Here is a 20,503-nt window from a genome sequence, read left to right on the forward strand (position 1 = left end):
GGACTTCGACTTTCTCCTGGATGCAATTTCCCTTCGGGACAAGCCGGCAAACGTCGCGGAGAAACTAGCGGCTCTGGCCTACACCGTCGTGCCCGAATCGCGTAATTTCCAATTCCAGAAGCCGATTCCCGGCACTAACGAGGTCATGCGTGTCGAATTCATGGCGCCACACGAGCTGAGGCGAGGGAACGACTTCCGCGTCACGATTGAAAAAGGCCTGCACGCACGGGAATGCCTTGGAGGCACAATTGCACTCCAGGAATCCGATATGCATGAAGTGCAGGGTATGCTGCCCGACGGGACACCTGCGCGCGTCAATCTTCGTGTCACGCGCTCCAATGCGCTTGTTCTGCTGAAACTCCTTGCTCTCGACGACCGATACCGGAATCTTCGGGGACCGGAACATGCCGACCACGACCGTAATGAAGCCAGAGTTCATGCATCGGACATCATCGCGATCCTGAATGCAGCTGTAGACATCGCGTCCTTTCGAGAGGCGTTCTATGGCCAATTTGCGGAAGATCCCGTACTGGGGATACGCGCGGTAGACCACCTGCGTACATACTTCCGGGAAGATACCAGTCCTGGATTGCTGCTCTACGAGGAATCGCTAAGGCCCCGTGTCCCTGCCGACCGCAGCACCAGAGCACAGTTGGCGGAGGAACTGCGGCGCGCCTTGCAAATGATGAAGGAGATCCTTCCATCGGACGCCTTTTACTCGCTGCGCTTCGCCGTTGATGATATCTGCAACCTTGATCAACAACGGACGCTCTCCGAAGACTTTGTTCACAGCTTGGCCAATGCGGGAGTCACCGTAAGTTCAGAACTGGCGATTCAGTTCTTTCCGGGAGAGGTCTTCGGCGGAGCATACGCTAGAGGTCAGCGATTCCAGATCAGCGCGCACGAGGAAATCCAGAAGCTTAGCAAAAGCGAGAAAGGGCTCCTGACGAGCTATTGGAAGTTGCGATCTGCCGTACTACTCAATGATCGAGAACTCACATCGCGCTTCGAAAGGATCATGAAATAGGGCCAACTATGCGCGCAGACGACCTTCAACAAAACATCACGGTCTATGGTTCGCTGTTTCCGGAGCCTGTCCAGGTAATCGTTGTCATTCCGCCGGGCAATTCGATCAAGCTGATCGGGAAGGGCCTTCGATCAAAGACGGTTTACGAACCGATTCTCACTGCCGAACAGATTGACCAGCTGCAAGCCTCGCCGGCTCAAGAGCCTTTCGATGGGGATGCCAGGAAGTTCCGGCTTGGCGTAGAGGCTATGCGCCTCGGCTTGGCATATGAGTACGACCCTTACTTTTCGCTCTCCATCGCCCGCCTGGATCCATGGTGCTGGCCGTTTCGTAGAGATCAAGAGCGCTCTCCGTGAGATGGGTTTGGACGACAGCCTAAACAACGATATCTAGTTACGAGTTTTGACTGTCCGTTCAGATAGCGTCCCTCTCCAACGCTGTCCACGCGTGAGTCGACCACACACAATGCTATATCGCGCTCGCTCCATTTTATTGCCTTTGCGCGTAAGATATTGACCATATTCATGTTGCTATGATCACTGTAATGCCTGCTCGATCACAACTCACTGAGTGCATTGGCCATTTATCGCGAGCCGACACCCATCATCGTCAGCTCAATCAGGGATACACGCTTGCATATGTCAGACAACATCCAGTTGGTGGACGGCAGCTCCTCCGACAAATGTGCCGCGGCCCTTCTCGCGAATGACGTAACCTTCCACGCGAAGCTCGTAAAGGGCCTGCCTCACCGTTAGGCGGCTGACCTGAAACGCGGCGCCAAGCTGCGCTTCCGATGGAATTACATCACCGGCGGCAAGTTCGCCATGTTCAATTCGATCCAATAGGAGATCTTTGATCTGCTGGTAGAGCGGAACGAAGCTCTGACGATTGAGCCTACAATCTTTAATTGACATTCTTTGCGGCCGGTTCGCATGGTGCGCCAAGATTTCCTCCTCTTCCTAGCGAGTCATTTCGTTATGTTTTCGGTGCGATGCTCCTAGTCGCCGCGCAAGGCGATCATGGGGTCTATCTTCGCTGCGCGCGTCGCGGGAAGGGCAGATGCTGCGAGCGCAAACGACAGCATGGCGATGGAAGAAAGCATCAGCACAAGTGGATCGAAAGGGCTGACTCCAAAAAGGAAAGAACGCAAGAGGTGAGATACGGCTGTTGCGGCAAGGAGTCCTAAGAAACATCCAATAAAACCGAGCTTCGCGGCGGAGATAAGAACAAGGTGGAGTACGCCCTGGCGCTGACAGCCGAGCGCCATACGGATCGCCATCTCTTGCTCTCGCAAGGCAACCGAGAATGCGATCACGCTGTAAATCCCCAGTACTGCCAGCAGTAACGCAATCATCGCAAAGGCTGAAATCAGCACAGTGTTGAACAAGCGTGGAGCTTCGCTATCCGAGATCACGTGCTCCATCGTCCGCATCTCGATAAGGGGGAGCTGAGGATCGATATTTCGTACTGCCGCACGAAACGAGTTCTCCAATTGCTCGGGTGGAGTGTCCGTGTGCAATACGATGTATCCGAAGGTTCCGGTCAACTCACCAACCGAAGCAAAAGCCCCTTCTGAGACGGCTTGCTGGGTTACAGGTTGATAGAACTGTTCTGCTGTTCCGCCATCGGGTGATCCGAGCTTTACGTCATCCACTATGCCCACTACCGTCAACCAGGGAGTCGGAGTCTCTGGCATACCGCGGCGCATCCGTTTTCCTATAGGGTCCTGACCGGGCCAGAAATGTTCGGCCAACTTACGGTTCACGATCGCAACGGGTTGAGAATCTGCCTTGTCTGATTCAGTGAAAAATCTTCCTCGCAGCAAGCGGATCCCGAGCGCCTGGAAGGGATCGCCATGCATCAGCGATACCGTCGCCATATTCAGCTCCGCGCCTTTCTGAGGGACATACCCCTCCACGGTGATTGCGATCCCTCCGCCATCACCTGTACCAGGCAGTGAGGAGGATATGCCTGCAGCTTTGACTCCCGGCAGTTGCCGTAGATTCCGCAGCAAGTTGTCAGTAAAGCTATCGACTGACGACTGAATCGCATATCGCTCCCGTGGGAGGACATAAATCGCGGAGAGCGTGTGGTCCACCCGAAAGCCAAGATCGACCTGGCGCATCTTCTCAAAACTACGCAATAGGAGCCCGGAAGCCGTTAACAGAACCAGTGCGACGGCGATCTCCGCAACAACGAGCGTTGAACGCAGCCTCCCGTGTCCACTACCCGGTGTACCAGTTCGGCCCCCCTCCTTCAGTGTCTCGTTTACGCTGGTCCGTATGGCTGCGAATGCAGGTGCTAATCCGCAGACTAGACCTGTCAAAACGGCTAGCCCGAGAGCAAAAGCGACGACAGGCCAATCCAATGAGATCTCGTGGATTCGTGGCAAGGTCTCCGGCAGCAGGCTGATGCCGATTCGAATGCAGGCCGCGGCAAATGCTAATCCAACTAGACCTCCGGCGATACTCAACACCAGGCTTTCAACCATCGCCTGTCGTAAAAGCATAGCGGCGCGTGCGCCCAGAGCAAGCCGAACGGCAATCTCTCTCCTCCTGCGAATAGAGCGCACCAGAAGAAGGCCAGCCAGATTCGTGCATGCGATCAGCAAAACAGTTGCAACCGCAATAAGCAGGGTATTTACGAGCGGGCGGGCCTGCGCCACAGTGTCTTCATGCAAGAGCTTCACGTCTGACCGAATACGAAGACTCCGCATAAATCCCGGATAGTTACGCATCGTCTCTTCGGCTACTAGCTGGGCATCGTTCTGTGCCTGTGCAGGCGTAGTTCCGGGTTTCAGACGCCCCACCATACGAGAATTCCATGACGCCGCGTAGCCTGCGGTGAATTCCTCTGGCCGAGGACTTAGTGGAACCCAAAGTTCACTATTGTTTAAGTGTCCGGGCACCAAGGGAAACTCAAAATCACGAGGCATGACCCCAATTACGAGATAGGGTTTGCGATCAAGAAGGATCTTCGTCCCAAGAATCTTCTCATCGCCATGAAAGCGTTCGCGCCACATGCCATAACTCAGCACAACCACTAACTGATGCTGGTCGTCTTCCTGCTGGGTAAACCAGCGCCCCATAAGCGGCGCAATACCCAGCGTCGGAAATACCTCTCCGCTCATTCGCGTCGCATCGATATGCACAGGATCGCCGGTGCTGGATAGTTCAAGACCTATACGTTGATAGCCGCCGAGGTGGAGAAAGCTATGCGTGTCTCGCATATAGTTCCGAATGTCTGGAGCAGTGACTTGAGATCGGGCCCAATGCGATCCGACAAGTTCATCGCCAAGGACGACCAAATGATCGGGATCGGCATACGGAAGCGGACGCAGCAAAACTCCCTCGACGATCGAGAAGACGGCAGTCGTCGCGCCAATTCCGAATGCCAGCATAAGAATTGCCGTGAGCGTAAATCCTGGAGATTTACGCAACTGCCGCAAGGTATATTGGACGTCCATCACAGTACTGGCCAGCCCTTGGTAGGCTCGTTCGTTGCGGTGCAGTTGCTTCACCTGCTCCACTCCTCCATATGCGCGCCTGGCCGCTCGTCGGGCATCTTCAGGAGTCATGCCTCGATTCAGAAAGTCGTCTTCCAACAACTGAAGATGAGCAGCAATCTCTCTAACCAATTCGGCTTCTGCTTTGGAATTGGTGAAGAGGCTGAAGAATCTGAGAGGAATGCGCCTCAGATATTTCATCTTTAGAACTCCTCAACGAGAAGTTTTTCGACCAGACCAGCCATCCTTCTCCATCGGTGGGTCTCATGCCCAAGCGCCTTCTGGCCAGCCCGGGTAATTGCATAGTATTTAGCTTCCCGGTTGTTTTCCGTTTTCCCCCAGGTACCCTTGATCCATCCATACTGTTCGAGACGTACCAGCGCTGGATAGAGCGTGCCTTGATTGAGATTAAGGAGATTGTCGGAGACCTGCTCAAGGCGGTTTGCTATCTGGTAGGCGTGCTGTGAGCCCATGCTGGCAAGCGTACGCAGGACAATGAGATCTAGGGTTCCCTGAAGTAGTTGGATCGATTCGGTCTCTTTACTTGGCATCCCAGTGCTCCCTCGTAATGAGAGAGTCGTTCTTCGTCTACTTGTTTGTCAAGTGAAATGTGCTCCTATATTATCCATCCAGATCGAGTGAACGGCCGCCTCCATGGCAACACGTGTTGGAGTCAGAGGCGTAAACCCACTGCCCGATCGCCTTCGGTGTGGTCCTGAACGGCCTCGGTCAACCACTTCGCCGTCTTGGTCGAGAGTGGAGTAATGGCTCCAGATCTATGTAGTTCCATAGGATGCCCCTCCGTGTGCCTCTTATATCTCAACCACCCGTTGAGTGAAGGGCGGCGGATCATCCCATTAGTAATTCTCATTTGTTGATATCAGTCAACATGAAGTGACCGGCGCCGATGCGCTGATCGTGGGTTAGGCTGTGAGTTCAGAAGGACGCACAACTCAGAGCCACAAGCGGAAGGGAGCCGGTCATAAAGGAGAAGTTACGATTTTTGGGTTTGGATGTCCATGCGGAGACCATCGCTGTTGCGATTGCGGAGCCGGAGGGTGAAGTGCGGAGCCTGGGCACGATTCCGAACCGCGCGGAGTCGATACGTAAGCTGCTAAAGAAGCTTGGCCCGCCGGAGAAGTTGCGGGCCTGTGATGAGGCCGGGCCGACTGGCTATGTCGTCTACTGGCAGCTAGCGGAACTGGGTATCAAGTGCGAAGTGGTAGCGCCAACACTGGTGCCGGTCAGGGCCGGCGACCGGGTGAAGACGGATCGGCGCGATGCTGAGAAGCTGGCGCGTAGTTATCGATCCGGCGATCTGACGGCAGTGTGGGTTCCGGACGAAGGTTCCGAGGCGTTGCGCGATCTGGTGCGTACGCGCGAAGCAGCCAAGCAGGATCAGTTGAGGGCAAGGCATCGGCTGGGCAAGTTTCTGCTGCGCTCAGGCCAGCTTCACATCGTGGCCTTGTTCTCGTAAAGTACGGCCCAGGAAGTGCGCCCCGGAACGGGCCTCCATCCCGATCAAAGAGGTCTGCATGTTCGCGGTGAAGGCAATCAACTGCTTCTGGGTGAACTTCTTCTTCAGCAGCACCTTGCAGTTATCGCCAAGAGCCACCAGGTGAAAGGTCGTCTTGCCAAGGTCAATGCCTACGGAACGAATCTCCATGTCGATGATCCTCCTTCAATCTGCCTATAAGATCCTCATCACCAGGATGAGGTTTAAGCGGCGGACCATCTCAGTAACCCCGTTTTTCATGCACTACGTCGCCGGTTGCAGACCGTCGTTCGGCTCGGACTACTTCCGAATTGGCGACGACACAACCAGAGCTCGCCAAATCGTCTGATTGACTTCTAGACTGGTGTGAATACTGAAGAATAGTTGGAGCCTGTCTCATGCGCGTTACGTCATTGCTGCTCCCGTTGTTCATTATTGCGGGCTCGAGAATGGCTCCGGCAGCCACTGCCCCCCGATCAGGCGGTCTTCAACGTCATTCGCCAAATCGATCCAACACTTGTCAGCGACAAGATTATTTATCGGAATGAAGTGGCTCCCGATCTCGATCTGGTGATCGCAATAGGGAGCACGACGGAATGGTCGGCGGGTTCCGATTCTACGGATCTTTGGTGGGATGAGAATCGAAAGCTCGGTCTGTTCCTGCAGGACAAAGCTCGTCCTGATCGGGTGTACTTGCTCACGCTCGCTGCGGGGCCTCAGGATTGCGGAGCGCGCATCGAGCGCGCTACCTCGACCGACACTGTCATTTCCTGTACAGGTGAAAAGTCGTGGCAAGGGATGAACCAGAAGTTTGTGTATGACGTTCGGGCCAAAGCGCTGGTTAGCCACTTCGCATACCAGCCCTTTGCGATCTGGCGGGCTTTTGATGTCTCTGGCCGAACAGTGTTTGTGGGGAGTGACCTGACGAACCTGACGAAGCGCGTGGCTGTGGAATTCCACCCAGGTGGGTCTACTACTGGCGTAGGAGTAGACAAGCCCCACAATCCCATCTAGACTTCGGCCCATGCCTCTCATCCTCATTCTCATTCTGTTACTACTTTTGGTCGGTGGCGGCGGCTACTACATGGGCCCCGGGCTCGGGTATTACGGCGGCGGCGGCCTCAGTCTTGTCCTCGCGTTAGTAATCATTTACTTGGTTTTTGGAAGAGGACGAGACCGACTTTAAACCGAGAACTCTCTGCGCTGGCATGCCAGTCCGAACGAATGAGTCATGGGTTGTCGTTCAAGCTGTTTTTAGGTTGGCGATCGGTGATTTCGATGCCGGTAGAGACAATCGGAACGTCGTTCCACTTTTTCCAGCTCGCGTCGAGCTACCGACAGGAAGGGGCGCCGCCGTGCTTTCGAGCAATGCCGTGAGATAGCCATAGTCTGAGTCCGGTTCCTGCGCTTTTGGAAGTATTGTGGGCCTGGAAGACTTTTCGATTTTTCGATAAATCTTGTCTTCAATCCCGCAGCAGCCATTATCGGCTACCGCGAGGTGGACGCGCCCGGCTCTTTGAGTGACCCGCAAGCAAACCACACCTCCTTTGGTTCGTCCCCATTTCCGAACCCGGTTCACCGCGTTTCGGTACTGTCCAGAAACGCCACACCTCCTTGCCTGATGCGATTTAGGATGCCCTGACGATAGAGTGCAGCGAGAGTTGATAGACACCGGCGATCTGCAAAGCAAGCCAACGCTCCAGTTCCGATACCGGATGTCCATCAGCGCATCCTCAGTCTAACGGAGGGTATCTTGGTGAGAATCTGCCGCCTGCTCGAAACAGCCGCGTCAGAGGCCATTCGGGGAGTGCAGCGTGACAGTGTCCCAGCCGCTGGCGGAAGTACTCTTCCAACTTTTAGGTAATGCGGCAACTCGGAGAGCCCGCTGCACCCAGGCCACATCAGCGAGCAGGACCACAGGTCGGTGAAAAAGCGTACGTGGCTAGCCAAGGGCTACGGTTCATTTCAGAGCGCGTGGCGAACACTTGAAGGCATTGAGACCATGAACATGATCCGGAAGGGACGAGCGAGATGGGTAGCTAAAGACGATGTCAGCGCTCAAGCGCTTCGTAGCGAAGCTGTTCGGTATCGCTGCCTAGATTTCTCACCCTCCAGCTCGATCTCGCTCTCGATCTCTGCTCACTCAAACTTCGCAACAGAATCCAGCGAGATGGTCTAATTCGCTAACCGCCTCACGCTTCACTGCCCAGTCATTGTGAATGCTAGAACTGCATTCTTGCACCAAGCTGGATATAACGGGGCTGGCTGACGCTGCTTGCTTGCCCAAAACCTGCGTCGCTCAGGTTGGTGTCGATCAGGGTGTAGCGGTGGTGGTTAAAGGCGTTGAAGAACTGTCCGTACAACTCCCAGCCGAGGTGATCACCGACTTGGAAGCGCTTCACGGCTGCAAGGTCTTCAGTGAACACCGGGAAGCTGGTGAGATCGCCATAGGAGGGAGCAGCGTTGCCAAAGGTAAATGCTGCAGGTTGTGCAAAGGCAGCCGGATTAATACGGCGGCTCACACCCGGGATATACCCGCCTGCCGAGACGTGCGTCGCTGCATCGACACCCGCAACCTTGCTAGGGCGCAGGACGCGATTGAAAATAGGCAGCGTGTTATTGGTGAGAATTGAGAGTGGGAAGCCGCTCTGATAGCGGTGTACACCGGTAAGGCTCCAGCCGCCGGCGACCGCGTTAATAAATCTGCCCCGGTTCAGGAACTGTTGGCCGTGGCCGAAGGGCAGAGCATAGATATAGTTGAGCACCAGGGCGTGGCGCACATCGCTGGGGAGCACCGACCATTCGGCCGCTGGGTTATAGGCATTCTGCAGCACATTGTCGACGCTGTCGAAGCCTTCATAAGTAGGACTGCTGTAACCCATGTTCTTAGAGTAGGTGTAGTTGATGTTAAGGGTTAGGTTACTACCGAACTGACGGCGCAGCATCACCTGCATGGCGTTGTAGATGGACGCGCCGGCTTTAGCCGACTGCGCGGTGAGCGTCTGGTATTGAGGGAAGGGACGCAGCGCCTGCGCGACGGTGCCGCTGAAGCCACTATAGGGCAACTTGATGCCCGCAGCCTGCGCGGCGGCGGAGCTCGCCTGCTGCGTCAGCAGCGAGCCGAGGCTAAGATACGCGGGATTGACTTGATTGATGTTCGCCATCTGCGGATCGACGAGACGGGAGCCGTGGTTGCCGATGTAGTCCATCTCGAAGAGCCATTTCTTTCCAAGCGACTGCTGCACCCCGGCGGTCCACTCCTGCAGACGCGGCAAGGCTGCCACGTTGGGCTGGTAGTAGGTACCGGCTTGCCCATTGATGAGGCCAGGTGAGAGTGTGGGCTGCAGGCTGCCGTTCTGCGGATAACCGCTCTGGAGGACGAATGCAGGTGTAACTCCGTTGTTCGTCGTGGTGAACGAGGCCTGCGGCAGGAAGCCGGTACCGACGATGGTTAGTTCATTGTCGGAGTAGAAGAGACCATAACCCGCGCGCAAGACGGTGGAGGGCGTCGCCTGATAAGCGAAGCCAACGCGTCCACTGACGGCGGAAAAGTCATTCGGTGCGAAGGTGCTTTGCCCAGAGCGGCGCGGCCCCGTGCCGGCAAAGATGAGCGCGCCCGGGATGTTGCCGGCGGTTGGGTTGGGCGTTGTCAGGCTGATCATACTGCTTCGGTTGGCGACCTCGCTAGGAACGGTTTGGTACTCCCAGCGCACGCCGACGTTGAGGGTGAGGCGATGGGTGGCCTTCCAGTCGTCCTGCGCGAAGAGACCGCCGTAGCTGCGGCGCGTGGCGATCTCAAACGGCTCCTGAATTCCGCCTGTATCGACTTGGCCGAGGAGCAGGCTGGCGATTGCATCGCCGGTGTTGCTGAGCGAGTTGGGATCGGCGGTCTCCTTGTTGGAAAAGCCTAAGGTTCCCTGCGTGACGCCAGGCACGATGTCGTTGAGTTGGGTACGGCGGAACTCGCCGCCGAGACGAAGCGAGTGACTGGCAAAAGCCCAACTGAAGGTGTCCTTCATCTGGAAGCTGTTGTCGACCGAACGCTGCGCTGTGTTGACTCCTGCGGTGGCGTAGCCATTGGTAAAGGTGATGGCTGGGAAGGTGCCGCCGCCGATGCCGCCGAGGCCGAGCTTCGGGATCTGATCGGTGTCCTCGCTGGGCGGCGGCTGCGAGTCCACAAAGCGGTTGTAACCGACGGCGATGGAATTGAGCTTGTTCGCAGAAATGATCCAGTCGTAGTTGACGCGCGCAGTCTTGGTGATAGCAGTTTGTAAGATGCCCGCCGTCAGAGGAGCGGGCAGTGCACTGTCAACGCGAAAGCGTGGGATGTTATTAGTGACGAGCGTCAGGCTCAAGCGATGCGCCACTGCAAATTGATGATCGATCTTGAAGGTGTAGATATCGGGATTGAGCAGTTTCTCTCCTGCATAGGCGGAGTAGTTGTTCGCACCGCCCTTCGCCACCTGCGGATAGTACGCCGCGATAGCCTTACCTACAGCATCGAGTCGATACGACGGAATCTTGTTTCCCGGAAAGGGATCGCGGATATAGCGGGTACCCGTAGGATCTAGACGCGTTGTCTGCGGATCGTAGACGGTCGCGCCGCCCGAGAAGTCGCCACCCAACTCGGCCGTCGACGGCACGGTGAGCAGCTGCAATGAATCAACACCGCTCTTGCGCGAGCCACCAAATGAGAAGAAGAAAAACGAGCGGTTGTGCCCGTCATAGACATGTGGAACTACGATAGGTCCGCCGATCGTCACGCCGAACTCATTCTGGTGCGTCGGTGGAGTGACCGCGGAGCCGTGCGGACGAGCGTTCAGATCGGTATTGCGGAGGTACTCGTACAGCGAGCCGTGAAGCATGTTGTGCCGCTCTTGAGAGAAAAGCTGCCGACCGCCGCTCCGGTGTGGCCGTAATCGGCAGGAAGCAGCGTGGTCGTGAATTTGAACTCACGCACGGCATCGACGGGCGGCGCGCTCTCATTAAAGGCACCGGGAGTGCGCTGCTTACCCGCGGAGAGACCTTCGAGCAGAATCTCAGTTACCTGCGTCTGACTGCCGTTTACCTGGATCTCATTGGTTGCGGAGGTATTCTCCGTGCCGCTGAGGCGAATATTGCCCTGAACGCTAGGGGCGAGGTAGACAAACGCTGCGGGGCTGCGAACGGCCCTGCTGCACGAGCGGTAGCTGGTCGTACTCCTTGCCGCCGATCGCCGTCGCGGTCTCAGCAGTGTTTGGCTGCAGAAGCGACGGCTGGTCAGTAACGTTCACGGTAGTATTAACATTGCCGACGGTCAGCTTCAGGTCGACGCGCGTAACGGTGTCCACCTCCAGCAACACGCCGCTGCGCTGCAGGGTCTCGAAGCCGGGTTGCTCTACGCGCACGGTGTAGCGCCCGGGAGCGAGTGCCGGAAAGTTGGTCCCGGCATCGGATTCCACTCTGACGTGGACTCCTCAAGATAGCCAGGGTCGCACGCAACGGAGAAATCAAGCAGCAACGGGATGTTCTTTTCAAATTCGGTCAAACCGCGTCTAAGGAAGAGGTGCCAAATACTGTGTGAAATGAAGTGCTACGGACGGGCTGCCCATGGCCGCCGGTCTAGTTTCTCGCCAAGAGAAAACGAATTGTATTAGGTATCCTCTTTCCATGCATCAGTTTCGGTCCGGGATTTGAGTACAAACAGCCCTGCAGATTCCGGGATTTAAATGCCGTTAAACAGCCCTGCAGAACATATTCCGGGATTTGAGCGATGAACGCATATTGATTTCAACGTTCGCAAACCGCCGGCTCAGAGTGTGCCGCTGAACTTTGAGCCATCCCAGAAAGATTGAGCTACTGACCCATGCCGTCACCCTCCAACCCAAACCCGTCGAACATCGGCCCCACAATAGGGGACGAAGTGGCATTTTCTGAGGTCGTTCGACTCATCGCCGCTTCACGCGAGAAGGCCATTCAAGCCGTCAACACTGCACTGATTGACCTCTACTGGCAGAAAAGGGCGACCATCAGCCGCAAGATCGAGGCTGCCGAGTGGGGCGATGGCACTGTGGATAGACTCGCCCTCTTCATCGCCAGAACACAGCCTGGCCTTCGTGGTTTCAGTCGCCCTAACTTGTTCCGAATGAAGCAGTTCTACGAAGCATACCGGGGGGAGCCAATTGCCGTGGTCGCATCACCTTGTCATCCTCGGACAGAGTAAACGTCAGGAGGAGCGCGAGTTCTACTGGATAAGCTGAAGGATTTTCTCATTGAGCTGGGACGCGACTTCTGTTTTTGTCGGTTCGGAATACCCGTTGCAGGTCGGCAACAGGGATTTGCGCTGGTTTGCTCTTCTTCCGTCGCGAGCTCAACTGCCTCGTTGCTATTGAACTAAAGGTGGATCGCTTTGAGCCGGAGTATCTGGGCAAGCTAAACTTCTATCTCGAAGCGCTTGACCGGAATCTTCGTAAAGCACACGAGCAACCAGCCATCGGCGTGCTGCTTTGCGCGAGCAAGAATAATGAAGTGATGGAGTGTTTGAGCGCGAATCCTCCGTTCTCAATTACCAACGTAGCTGACCGATACCACATACGGAGCTGCCACCTTTGGGAAGATCACATCCGCTCTCGATGCGCGCAACATCGCATTCCCCCCTCAAATTTTCGTTCTAGAAATTCCAGGAGATATTGCTTTGTCAGAACAGAACAAAACGAACCACGTGACAGATCCATCGAGTGCCTATACGACTCGCCGAGACTTCTTGCAGGGCTCGCTTGCAGCTGCAGGGTCGAGCCTTCTATCCACAAGCAATCTCTCGGCCTTTGCCGAGCAGGACACACATCGGAACCGTCCCAATCTGGTCTTCTTCTTCGGGGAGGGACAGCGCGCCGACGCACTCTCCATTGCCGGCAATCCGATCCTGAAAACACCGCATCACGATCGCATCGGCCGCGAAGGAATCCGGTTTGAGAACGCGTTCTGCACCAATGCTCTTTGCGCTCCTGCACGCGCATCGGTTCTCACCGGTCTCTACTCCCGTACCAATGGTGCGCTCTCCAATGAACACATCAACACGCCCCTGCCCGAGGATCTTCCCCTTTTCACGGAACTGCTTCATCAGGCCGGGTATGAGGTCGCCATCCTAGGTAAAATTCATGTCCGTAACGGCGTCGAAGAGCGCTACTGGGATTACTACTTCGGACACAATAGTCCCGGGAATGACTATGTGAATCCGTACTTCAAAGAAGGTCGCAAAGGAAAGATCGGTGAGGAGAAGCGATATCAGAATGTCTACCCCGACGATCTGACGGTCGATCGCGCCTTGCAATGGCTGGAAGAGGATCGCGGAGACAAGCCTTTCTGCCTTCTCATCTGGTTCGTCGCTCCGCATGAGCCGTTCTTCCGCGCGCGCCGTCATTTTGATCTGTACCGCAATACGGTTGTTCCTAAGCCAGCAACCTTCGACGACGATTTGAGGGGATATCCTGGAAAGCCCAAAGGCTTCGCTGAGGCTGAGAACAAGATCGGAACAACGACGTCTCACATTGCCGCTGCCTCACACGAAGGTCTGGTCAAGGACTACTATGCGGGCCTCGTTGCTGTGGATGAGAACATCGGGCGCGTCACCTCTTACTTAGAGAAGAAAGGGATTTTTGACGATACGGCCATTGTGCAAAGCTCGGACCATGGTTTCTTCCTAGGTGAGTTTAGATTGTTCGACAAACGCCTTATGCACGAACCCTCGATCCGCGTCCCGTTGATGATTCGGTATCCAACTCGCATCCCAGCAGGCACGGTTCGCAAGGAACAGGTGCTGGATATCGATCTCGCTCCCACCTTCCTCGATCTCGCGGGAGTACCGATTCCTGAGCACTTCCAAGGCAAGAGCGTTCTACCGCTGGCAAAACGGCCTGATCCGGAGTTCCGAAAGGAGTGGTACTACGAGTATTACGAATGGCCCAATCCTGAGGCTGTTCGTCCCCATCGCGGGATTCGGACGGAACGCTATAAGCTCATCCATTACGTCTCCGAGCCACAGGCCTTTGAACTTTACGACCTGCATACAGATCCCGGAGAAACCGTTAACCTGTATGGGAAACCGGAAGTAGCGTCGCTCCAGCAAAACCTTCTGGATCGATTGAATCAATTGCAATCGAATGTTCCGCAGAAGAAGCAACCAGTCAGTGCGAAAACAGAAGTCAAGTCGCTTACCGGAGAGTGGCGAATCGCAGGGAGTGTGCAGGGCTTTCCAGTCAATGTGAAGCTGAGTCTCGTTCAGAATGGGAACCAGATTTCCGGAACAAGTTCGGCAGGTCAGAAAAAGTATCCTTTGATCGGCGCGGTCGACGGCAAGAAAGTTGTGTTGGCTCACGATAGCGAATACCAGGAGCAGACATTTACCATGCTCTGGTCCGGCACCCTCGGAGAGGACGGCAACATTACAGGCAATGCCAATTCGCAACCACTGGGCATGACTGGAACGTTTACCGCAAGGCGAAGCGAACCGCATGGATCGTAAACAATTCCCGACAGCAAACCGATCCTGCTGCACGCCAGGTCGCATCGTTCCTTCGGAGGATGCGCTCGGCGTACAGCAGGAACACATCACATGCTCGACGCACACCACCGATATGCTTTTTCTAAACGGTGGCCGATTTCTCATGGGTACGGATTACCCCTTCAGCTTTCCGGATGATGGTGAGGGTCCGGTCCGGTCCGTTGAAGTGAACCCCTTTCACATCGATCCGTATCCGGTGACTAACGCGCAGTTTGCACAGTTTGTGAGAGCAACGAGATATCGCACCGACGCTGAGCGTTTCGGCTGGTCCTTTGTCTTCTGGATGCATCTTCCCTCAGATCGCTTTGAAGCGTTGGTTGCGGATACTGTCGCGGCGGCACCATGGTGGTGCCAGGTACCTGACGCGGATTGGAGCCATCCGGAAGGACCAGGATCTTCTGTCGAAGATCGCTTGAATCATCCTGTGGTGCACGTTTCCTGGAACGATGCTGTTGCGTATGCAATATGGGTGGGCAAAACTCTTCCGACAGAAACGCAATGGGAGTTCGCGGCACGTGGCGGCCTCGAGCAAAAACTATATCCGTGGGGCGATGAACTCACTCCGAATGGGCGTCACGTATGCAACATATGGCAGGGAGAGTTTCCTCGTCTCAACACGATGGAAGATGGCTTTAGCGGTACGTGCCCAGTGGATGCTTTCCCTCCCAACGGCTACGGGCTCTACTCTGCGGCTGGGAATGTCTGGGAGTGGTGCGCGGACTGGTTTACCACCGATGTTGCTGTACGGCAAGGAATCAACCCGATTGGAGCTTCGACCGGAACGACCAAAGTGATGAAAGGAGGTTCGTTTCTCTGTCACGCTTCATATTGCAATCGATACCGTGTTGCGGCCCGCACCTCCAATACTCCTGATAGTTCCACTTCCAATATAGGTTTTCGCTGTGCGGCTCTCGCATAGGGCCACAGCCAATATGGCGTCTGGCCTTGCGCCATACAAGAACCTTCCGAGTGGCTCCTGCATACCGACATAGCTGCCACGCAGCAGACCATGTCGGAGCAACTCGCCTATCCACTGGCAGTCCATCATGCCGGTCTTACGGCCTGGGACCGCCTTGATGTGCTGAGCGTTAGCAAGCACCATATGGAAGTGCTCTTCGAGCATGTTCCATACAGGCTTCCAATACACGCCAGTTGATTCCATGGCGACATGCCGGACGTCAAAGCTCCTGAGCCACTCAGCCAGCTCTTGCAGGTCTCGCGTCGTGCAACTGAAGCGGCGAAGATGCTTCTGGGGCTTATGCTTCTGCTCGAGCAGAATGCAAGCCGCGATCGACGACCTATGAACATCGATACCGCAACATCTCTCGTAAAGCACTTCCATCCTTGCCTCCTCTGCCGTGCTCGCAAGGATGCAGAGTGCGAGAGTCTCCCGCGCGTGCTCTTCCGTGAAGAAGGCTACAGTCCGTTGTTCCTGAACGCATCCAGGGTCAAACTCATCAGCGGGTTCGAAACGCCACTGCAGGTCACAACCTCATGCGGGCGCGACCACAACAGCCTAACCCCATTTTCATCCGTCGTTGTGACAGAATGTCATGAACAACTCATCCCATTTCTCCCATTTCTCATTACCTATTCGTTCAATATCGGACCAGTGAGATTACTCGACAACATCTTTCGTATATCGCGTTGGGGGAGCACCAATCTGGTCGCAAACCAGAACCTAAGCCGCAACATCTTGTAACGCAGAAACAGAATGAGTGCGAACTGCCGAAGCGCTCGGCGCTCTCCTTTTCCTGTAGCTACCGCACCTGTTTCTCATCAGTATGAAAGTGTTCGCAATGCGCCGCTACACAGACTTAGAACTATTCCCAGCCACTCTCCTAGCCGTGCAGATGTGTTCGAGATTCGAGCGAAGTTTCGACTTGATGTCAGCCGAGCCCGCATCCGTCGCTTGGTTCTTCACTTCTCTGGGATCTTCCCAATAATCATAGAGCTCTTCACCTTCGTCACCCCACATCGTGTAGCGATATCTCTCAGTGCGTAGCGAGTAACCCATGATGGAAGCCGATCCCACAGTGCGTCCAACCTGCGTAATAGCTGGTTGATTCCACTGCCCGTCGGGATTCGACAGCAGGTAAACCATGCTGCGGCCTTGCAGATTCGCAGGAGTCTCCTTCAACTCACACATCTCTGCCAGGGTCGGGTAGATATTCAGATGCTCCACGGTTCTTCTGCAGGCTTTGCCCTTTGCGTTGACGCCTGCTCCGGCGATGAACAGAGGCACGTGGGCCGAGGCTTCGAAGAGCATCCTCTTCTCCCACTGTCCGTGCTCTCCGACCATGAATCCGTGATCAGACCAGAAGACAATCGTTGTGTTGTCCATCAGTTCCAAGCGCGCCAGAGCATCCAGCAAGCGCCCTACTTGTGCATCTACAAAGCTGATCGCTGCAAAGTGGGCCCGTATCGCCTCACGGTGCTGTCGTTCGGTCATGCCGTAGTTTGCGTCCATGGATAAGTAGGCTAGTCTCGGAGCCGCCTTCAGCTCGTCCGGATCGAGACGTGGAAGTTCCATCTCATCTAAGGAATACATGTCAAAGTACTTCGATGGCACGATAAACGGTACATGCGGACGAAAGAAGCCGGATCCGATAAACCAGGGCTCATTTCGGTGTTCCTCGATCATTGCGATGGCTGACTCTGCAACCATGTAGTCCGTCATCATCTCGTCGCTGCCCTCCGAGGCATGACCGGCTATGGGTACACCGAGATCCCCGTTCTTGCTGAGCGGCAATATTGGGGTCCGGCCGTCCTGCGCAATACGAATTCCTCCCGGACCAGTACCCCCACGCAACCATGGGACCCCCAGTTTGTTGCTTTTCTTAGACACATGCTGGTTAGCTGTGAAGTTCTGTGCCACCCCGCCGGCTTCTACGATTTTCTGTTCAGAAACATAGAAGGTCACCAACCCTTCATCGTGGGTTCGATCGTAGCCTGCGGGGTTCGCAGATACTTTCCAACTTGCAGCATCGTCGAATCCGGGTGTTCCGATCTCGCTGGAGTTGTTGTAGTGATAGATCTTTCCGGCACGCGCCGTGAAGTACCCGTTTTTATGGAAGAGTTGAGGAAGTGTGACGGTCTGCGGAATCGTGTCTCGGAAATCAGTATCGAGATCCCAGACCCTCGTCGTATCTGGCGCCAATCCCGTCATCAGCGAAGTGCGTGAAGGAGCGCACAACGGGTACTGGCAGTAGTTACGCTCGAATCGCACGCCTAGCTGCGATAAGCGATCGAGATTTGGTGTCTTTACAACCGGAACTCCAAAGCTTCCGATCCGTGGGGTCAGGTCATCGCAGCAGATGAAGAGCACATTACGCTTCTTCGTAGCTCTTGTAGCGATCGCCGGAGCTGACACGGACCTCGCATCAAGAGACGATGCCAACGTACTTGCGACGACGGGAAGTACCATCGCGCTCGTGGTTATAAAGGAGCGTCTGTTCATTTCACCGCTTGTCTTCTTAAAATTCATGGATTTGCCCTAACTCTCTTTGCCTACGATTAAGGTACACGCTGAACCACTACTGCAACGATCTCGACTTGATCCCCCGGGCTGCACAGCCAACTCCTTAGCCGAATAATCTCGTAGCACGATCGCCAGAGGTCCATGTGGCTGAAGCAATTCGACGACGATCCGGCCTTCACCACTGTCCGCAGCACGACACCAGAGCCAACTCGGATCTTCGTCACCTGCTCGTCCCAATTCGACGCTCTCACCTGCTCTCACTTGGATCGGGTTTTGGTGCTGAATCTTGTATTCGAGTCGAATGCGCGTCTTTCGGGAAGGGATTTCCACCCCTCCAATTTCGAACCAGTTCCGGATAGTCGAAAACCAACCGGCAGCCCGCCTCTCGCCACCCAGACGGCCCGGCCTGTCTCTCGCGAGCAGCCAGTTGATCCAACTGCAATCACCGTTGGGGCTTCCCGTGTTGCCTTCAGTCCCCTTTGCTTGCATGCCGTCGCCACTACCCCGGCAGGTTGGGCGGAAGCTGTTCGCTCGTAATCTTCCCCCTCATCGGCCTTCCCCAAGTCCGAGGCGGGTCGGCACCTGCATCATGGTTTTCGAGGCTTGCTCAGCGTTCACTCACGTTACGCCTGCACGCTTGCAGAGTCGTCTTCACGACCCTCTTGCATCGGAGGCTTCAGCAGCTTTGTTGCCTCCACCGCTGCTCCGATTGCTACCGGGTGGAACGAACCAGTTCCCGGGTGGGACTTGCACCCACTGTGGACTAAACGCCTTATCTCGTCACCTGTAAGATGCATGCGGAGCGAACACACGTGTTTGTTGTAAACTTCCGGCATCCGGAAGGCCTCAAATGAAAAGCGACGCTATTAGCGTTCTTCGTTCTCCCCGGGAAGGGAGCTACGTCATCGTCGACAGTTCTGGCACGCCTTGGACTCTTCCTTGTTGGTCTGACGCGGTGCAGATATTGCTCGCTATCACGATGGAAACCGACTCCGAAATACAGGAGATCAAACCTGACATCGACGCCGGCGCGATGAAACGATTGCGGTACCGGGAGCCCATGGATTAGCCGTTTAAAACCTCCAATCCGAATCAGTAGGCTCCTAAACCACAACCTCTTGCGCTCCCCAGATCCATCCACAACTAGGCTCTTGCGTATTCGCCCTTGCGTATTCGTCTTTTGTTCGCCTATCCTGGATCCTGATGCACCGAAAACCGGCGGTTACGTGATCATCGAAAAGCGTCTGATGTAATGACTGATGAGTCATTACATCAGACTGCATAGTCTAAAAAGACGGTGACGAGTATTTCATTGTCTGCGGATATCTAGGACAAACATGGAGCCACATTCAGAGCATGGATCATCAGGGCCAGGTCCTGATTGCCATAAGCGGCAGTTCTATCGAAAGCTCTGGTTTGGGTGCTCCATGCCGTGTAATCCGCGCGTGGGATCTATACGCGTTAGAAGCATGCGTAGCCTATCCGGTAATCGCTGGACGCCTCGAGCGCTACTCTTCCAGTGGCCATGACGAATCCCGTATTGGTAGGTGGGTAGATAAATATCTTGTCGTGCACTGGGGAACCTGTGGATGTCTGAGCTGCGGGGATACATACGTTTGGCGGCTGCGCCAAAGGTCCTGCAAAGGTAACTGTCGTGACAACGGAATTGGCTGAAGGAGAACTACCGGTTGTGAACGATACCGCACCAGAAAGGCTCGTACTTTCTGGAGAGATTGAGACCCCGGTTGGGAACGTGCCAGCTCCGGGCCCTGCGACGACTGTGGGAGTCATAGAGCTACCGATAAATTGAGTGGCCGCAATCTGTCCAGCCTTTACAAGCGCCGAAGAGTCGCCATAGGTTCCGTTCCCTACGCACAAACTCGCGGCTCCAGCAGAGCAAGGAGACACGCCGAGAAAGTTCGCAGATGCTGTAGGATTTGCCGACCATCCTATAACATAAGTGCTCCCAGTAGCCCGCAGATTACTTGGAGAAACTAATACCCTCGTGTTAGTGCCCCAGACCAGGCGTAGATTGCCATCCAATGCCCATTCGCTCCGAGTGCCGGTATTATTCAACTGGGTTGTTCCTTGCCAGTGAAAAACCGCACCGGGAGCTATCGAAGTCTTCATGGTGACGCCTAGCGCATTCATGAATCCATTGGCGACGAATTGCGTTTGTGACTCAAGCTTGAGTAGGGTCGCTCCGGTGCAGCTGCCGTTGACATTGACGCATTCTCCGCGGAGGAAGATTACGTCGTCGCCTTGGTTGCCACCTACCTTGCCGGTGCCGGTCACCGACATGACTGTGCCGCTAGCGTCGGAGGTCTCTACGATGGCATCGATGTAGCTGTGGTAGAGGAAGGTGTTTGTCTCTACAGAGAAACCGATTTGATTTGTCCTGACCTGTGCGCGGAAGCCACGAATCGACGTGTATCCAAAACTATTGCTGAACGACG

Annotated in this window: 15 protein-coding genes and 3 pseudogenes; 9 read left to right on the top strand and 9 right to left on the bottom strand. The window is 55.3% G+C overall.

All coding sequences use genetic code 11. The features are described from left to right. Together Q363_RS42210 and Q363_RS23345 are read left to right on the top strand one after the other, a co-directional pair. Nucleotides 1-1,027, top strand: a 1,027-nt coding sequence (locus tag Q363_RS42210) for a hypothetical protein (RefSeq protein WP_035355479.1), incomplete at its 5' end; no start/stop codon positions are given. An 8-nt stretch (nucleotides 1,028-1,035) separates the two neighbouring features. Beyond that, a complete protein-coding gene (locus tag Q363_RS23345; protein WP_035355481.1) occupies nucleotides 1,036-1,383 on the top strand; it encodes a hypothetical protein in 348 nt (115 codons plus the stop codon). A 285-nt stretch (nucleotides 1,384-1,668) separates the two neighbouring features. On the opposite strand, the gene Q363_RS23350 is transcribed toward Q363_RS23345, so the two are convergent. The 3 genes from Q363_RS23350 to Q363_RS23360 are packed head-to-tail and all read right to left on the bottom strand — an operon-like array spanning nucleotide 1,669 to nucleotide 5,083. After that, a complete protein-coding gene (locus Q363_RS23350) occupies nucleotides 1,669-1,971 on the bottom strand; it encodes a GntR family transcriptional regulator (RefSeq protein WP_157467418.1) in 303 nt (100 codons plus the stop codon). A gap of 53 nt (nucleotides 1,972-2,024) precedes the next feature. Continuing rightward, nucleotides 2,025-4,733 (bottom strand): ABC transporter permease, encoded by a 2,709-nt coding sequence (locus Q363_RS23355; protein ID WP_245632415.1) that lies wholly within the window; start codon nucleotides 4,731-4,733, stop codon nucleotides 2,025-2,027. 2 nt (nucleotides 4,734-4,735) lie between these two features. Continuing rightward, entirely contained in the window at nucleotides 4,736-5,083 is a 348-nt protein-coding gene (locus Q363_RS23360) for a PadR family transcriptional regulator (protein ID WP_035355487.1), read from the bottom strand. 458 nt (nucleotides 5,084-5,541) lie between these two features. On the opposite strand from Q363_RS23360, the gene Q363_RS23365 reads away from it, so the two are divergent. Beyond that, the gene (locus Q363_RS23365; protein WP_425387764.1) at nucleotides 5,542-6,009 is read left to right on the top strand and encodes an IS110 family transposase; all 468 of its coding nucleotides are present in this window, start codon (nucleotides 5,542-5,544) and stop codon (nucleotides 6,007-6,009) included. Here Q363_RS23365 and Q363_RS36635 read toward each other — a convergent pair. Continuing rightward, a pseudogene (locus Q363_RS36635) lies at nucleotides 5,980-6,198 on the bottom strand (IS110 family transposase); the annotation flags it as partial. The gene Q363_RS23365 and the pseudogene Q363_RS36635 sit on opposite strands and share 30 nt — an antisense overlap. A gap of 378 nt (nucleotides 6,199-6,576) precedes the next feature. Between Q363_RS36635 and Q363_RS23375 the strand changes: the two are divergent. Next, nucleotides 6,577-7,041, top strand: a complete 465-nt coding sequence (locus Q363_RS23375) for a hypothetical protein (RefSeq protein WP_211256315.1) — start codon at nucleotides 6,577-6,579, stop codon at nucleotides 7,039-7,041. 10 nt (nucleotides 7,042-7,051) lie between these two features. Then, complete coding sequence (locus Q363_RS44580) at nucleotides 7,052-7,213, top strand: DUF3309 family protein (protein ID WP_157467420.1); 162 nt, start codon at nucleotides 7,052-7,054, stop codon at nucleotides 7,211-7,213. 1,036 nt (nucleotides 7,214-8,249) lie between these two features. On the opposite strand, the gene Q363_RS23380 is transcribed toward Q363_RS44580, so the two are convergent. Further along, nucleotides 8,250-10,892, bottom strand: a complete 2,643-nt coding sequence (locus Q363_RS23380; protein ID WP_035355496.1) for a TonB-dependent receptor domain-containing protein — start codon at nucleotides 10,890-10,892, stop codon at nucleotides 8,250-8,252. Nucleotides 10,893-11,156: 264 nt separating this feature from the next. Beyond that, the gene (locus Q363_RS23385; RefSeq protein ID WP_035355497.1) at nucleotides 11,157-11,468 is read right to left on the bottom strand and encodes a carboxypeptidase-like regulatory domain-containing protein; all 312 of its coding nucleotides are present in this window, start codon (nucleotides 11,466-11,468) and stop codon (nucleotides 11,157-11,159) included. 404 nt (nucleotides 11,469-11,872) lie between these two features. Here Q363_RS23385 and Q363_RS43055 point away from each other — a divergent pair, with 404 nt between their 5' ends. The 4 genes and pseudogenes from Q363_RS43055 to Q363_RS23400 all read left to right on the top strand — a co-directional run bounded on the left by Q363_RS43055 (nucleotide 11,873) and on the right by Q363_RS23400 (nucleotide 15,485). Beyond that, complete coding sequence (locus tag Q363_RS43055; RefSeq protein ID WP_051979200.1) at nucleotides 11,873-12,229, top strand: DUF1016 N-terminal domain-containing protein; 357 nt, start codon at nucleotides 11,873-11,875, stop codon at nucleotides 12,227-12,229. Between the two features lie 125 nt (nucleotides 12,230-12,354). After that, nucleotides 12,355-12,531: pseudogene (locus Q363_RS46685) on the top strand (PDDEXK nuclease domain-containing protein); the annotation flags it as partial. Between the two features lie 169 nt (nucleotides 12,532-12,700). Next, nucleotides 12,701-14,527 (top strand): sulfatase family protein, encoded by a 1,827-nt coding sequence (locus Q363_RS23395; RefSeq protein WP_245632417.1) that lies wholly within the window; start codon nucleotides 12,701-12,703, stop codon nucleotides 14,525-14,527. Then, complete coding sequence (locus Q363_RS23400) at nucleotides 14,517-15,485, top strand: formylglycine-generating enzyme family protein (RefSeq protein ID WP_084080679.1); 969 nt, start codon at nucleotides 14,517-14,519, stop codon at nucleotides 15,483-15,485. Before Q363_RS23395 ends, Q363_RS23400 begins: the two co-directional genes overlap by 11 nt. On the opposite strand, the gene Q363_RS38875 is transcribed toward Q363_RS23400, so the two are convergent. From Q363_RS38875 to Q363_RS43060, 3 genes and pseudogenes are all read right to left on the bottom strand, one after another. After that, nucleotides 15,390-15,908, bottom strand: a complete 519-nt coding sequence (locus Q363_RS38875; protein ID WP_084080680.1) for an IS110 family transposase — start codon at nucleotides 15,906-15,908, stop codon at nucleotides 15,390-15,392. The genes Q363_RS23400 and Q363_RS38875 overlap by 96 nt on opposite strands. A gap of 465 nt (nucleotides 15,909-16,373) precedes the next feature. Beyond that, nucleotides 16,374-18,026, bottom strand: a complete 1,653-nt coding sequence (locus tag Q363_RS23410; RefSeq protein WP_169747097.1) for a sulfatase — start codon at nucleotides 18,024-18,026, stop codon at nucleotides 16,374-16,376. Between the two features lie 1,482 nt (nucleotides 18,027-19,508). After that, nucleotides 19,509-20,503 (bottom strand): annotated as a pseudogene (locus tag Q363_RS43060) (hypothetical protein); the annotation flags it as partial.

Source organism: Edaphobacter aggregans DSM 19364, assembly GCF_000745965.1.
Lineage (GTDB): Bacteria > Acidobacteriota > Terriglobia > Terriglobales > Acidobacteriaceae > Edaphobacter > Edaphobacter aggregans.

Bases quoted from the DNA above. Each gene is read 5' to 3' on its own strand.
- Q363_RS23345 (WP_035355481.1), top strand. From the start codon at position 1,036: ATGCGCGCAGACGACCTTCAACAAAACATCACGGTCTATGGTTCGCTG.
- Q363_RS23355 (WP_245632415.1), bottom strand. From the start codon at position 4,733: ATGAAATATCTGAGGCGCATTCCTCTCAGATTCTTCAGCCTCTTCACC.
- Q363_RS23360 (WP_035355487.1), bottom strand. From the start codon at position 5,083: ATGCCAAGTAAAGAGACCGAATCGATCCAACTACTTCAGGGAACCCTA.
- Q363_RS44580 (WP_157467420.1), top strand. From the start codon at position 7,052: ATGCCTCTCATCCTCATTCTCATTCTGTTACTACTTTTGGTCGGTGGC.
- Q363_RS23380 (WP_035355496.1), bottom strand. From the start codon at position 10,892: ATGCTTCACGGCTCGCTGTACGAGTACCTCCGCAATACCGATCTGAAC.
- Q363_RS43055 (WP_051979200.1), top strand. From the start codon at position 11,873: ATGCCGTCACCCTCCAACCCAAACCCGTCGAACATCGGCCCCACAATA.
- Q363_RS23400 (WP_084080679.1), top strand. From the start codon at position 14,517: ATGGATCGTAAACAATTCCCGACAGCAAACCGATCCTGCTGCACGCCA.
- Q363_RS38875 (WP_084080680.1), bottom strand. From the start codon at position 15,908: ATGGAAGTGCTTTACGAGAGATGTTGCGGTATCGATGTTCATAGGTCG.
- Q363_RS23410 (WP_169747097.1), bottom strand. From the start codon at position 18,026: ATGAACAGACGCTCCTTTATAACCACGAGCGCGATGGTACTTCCCGTC.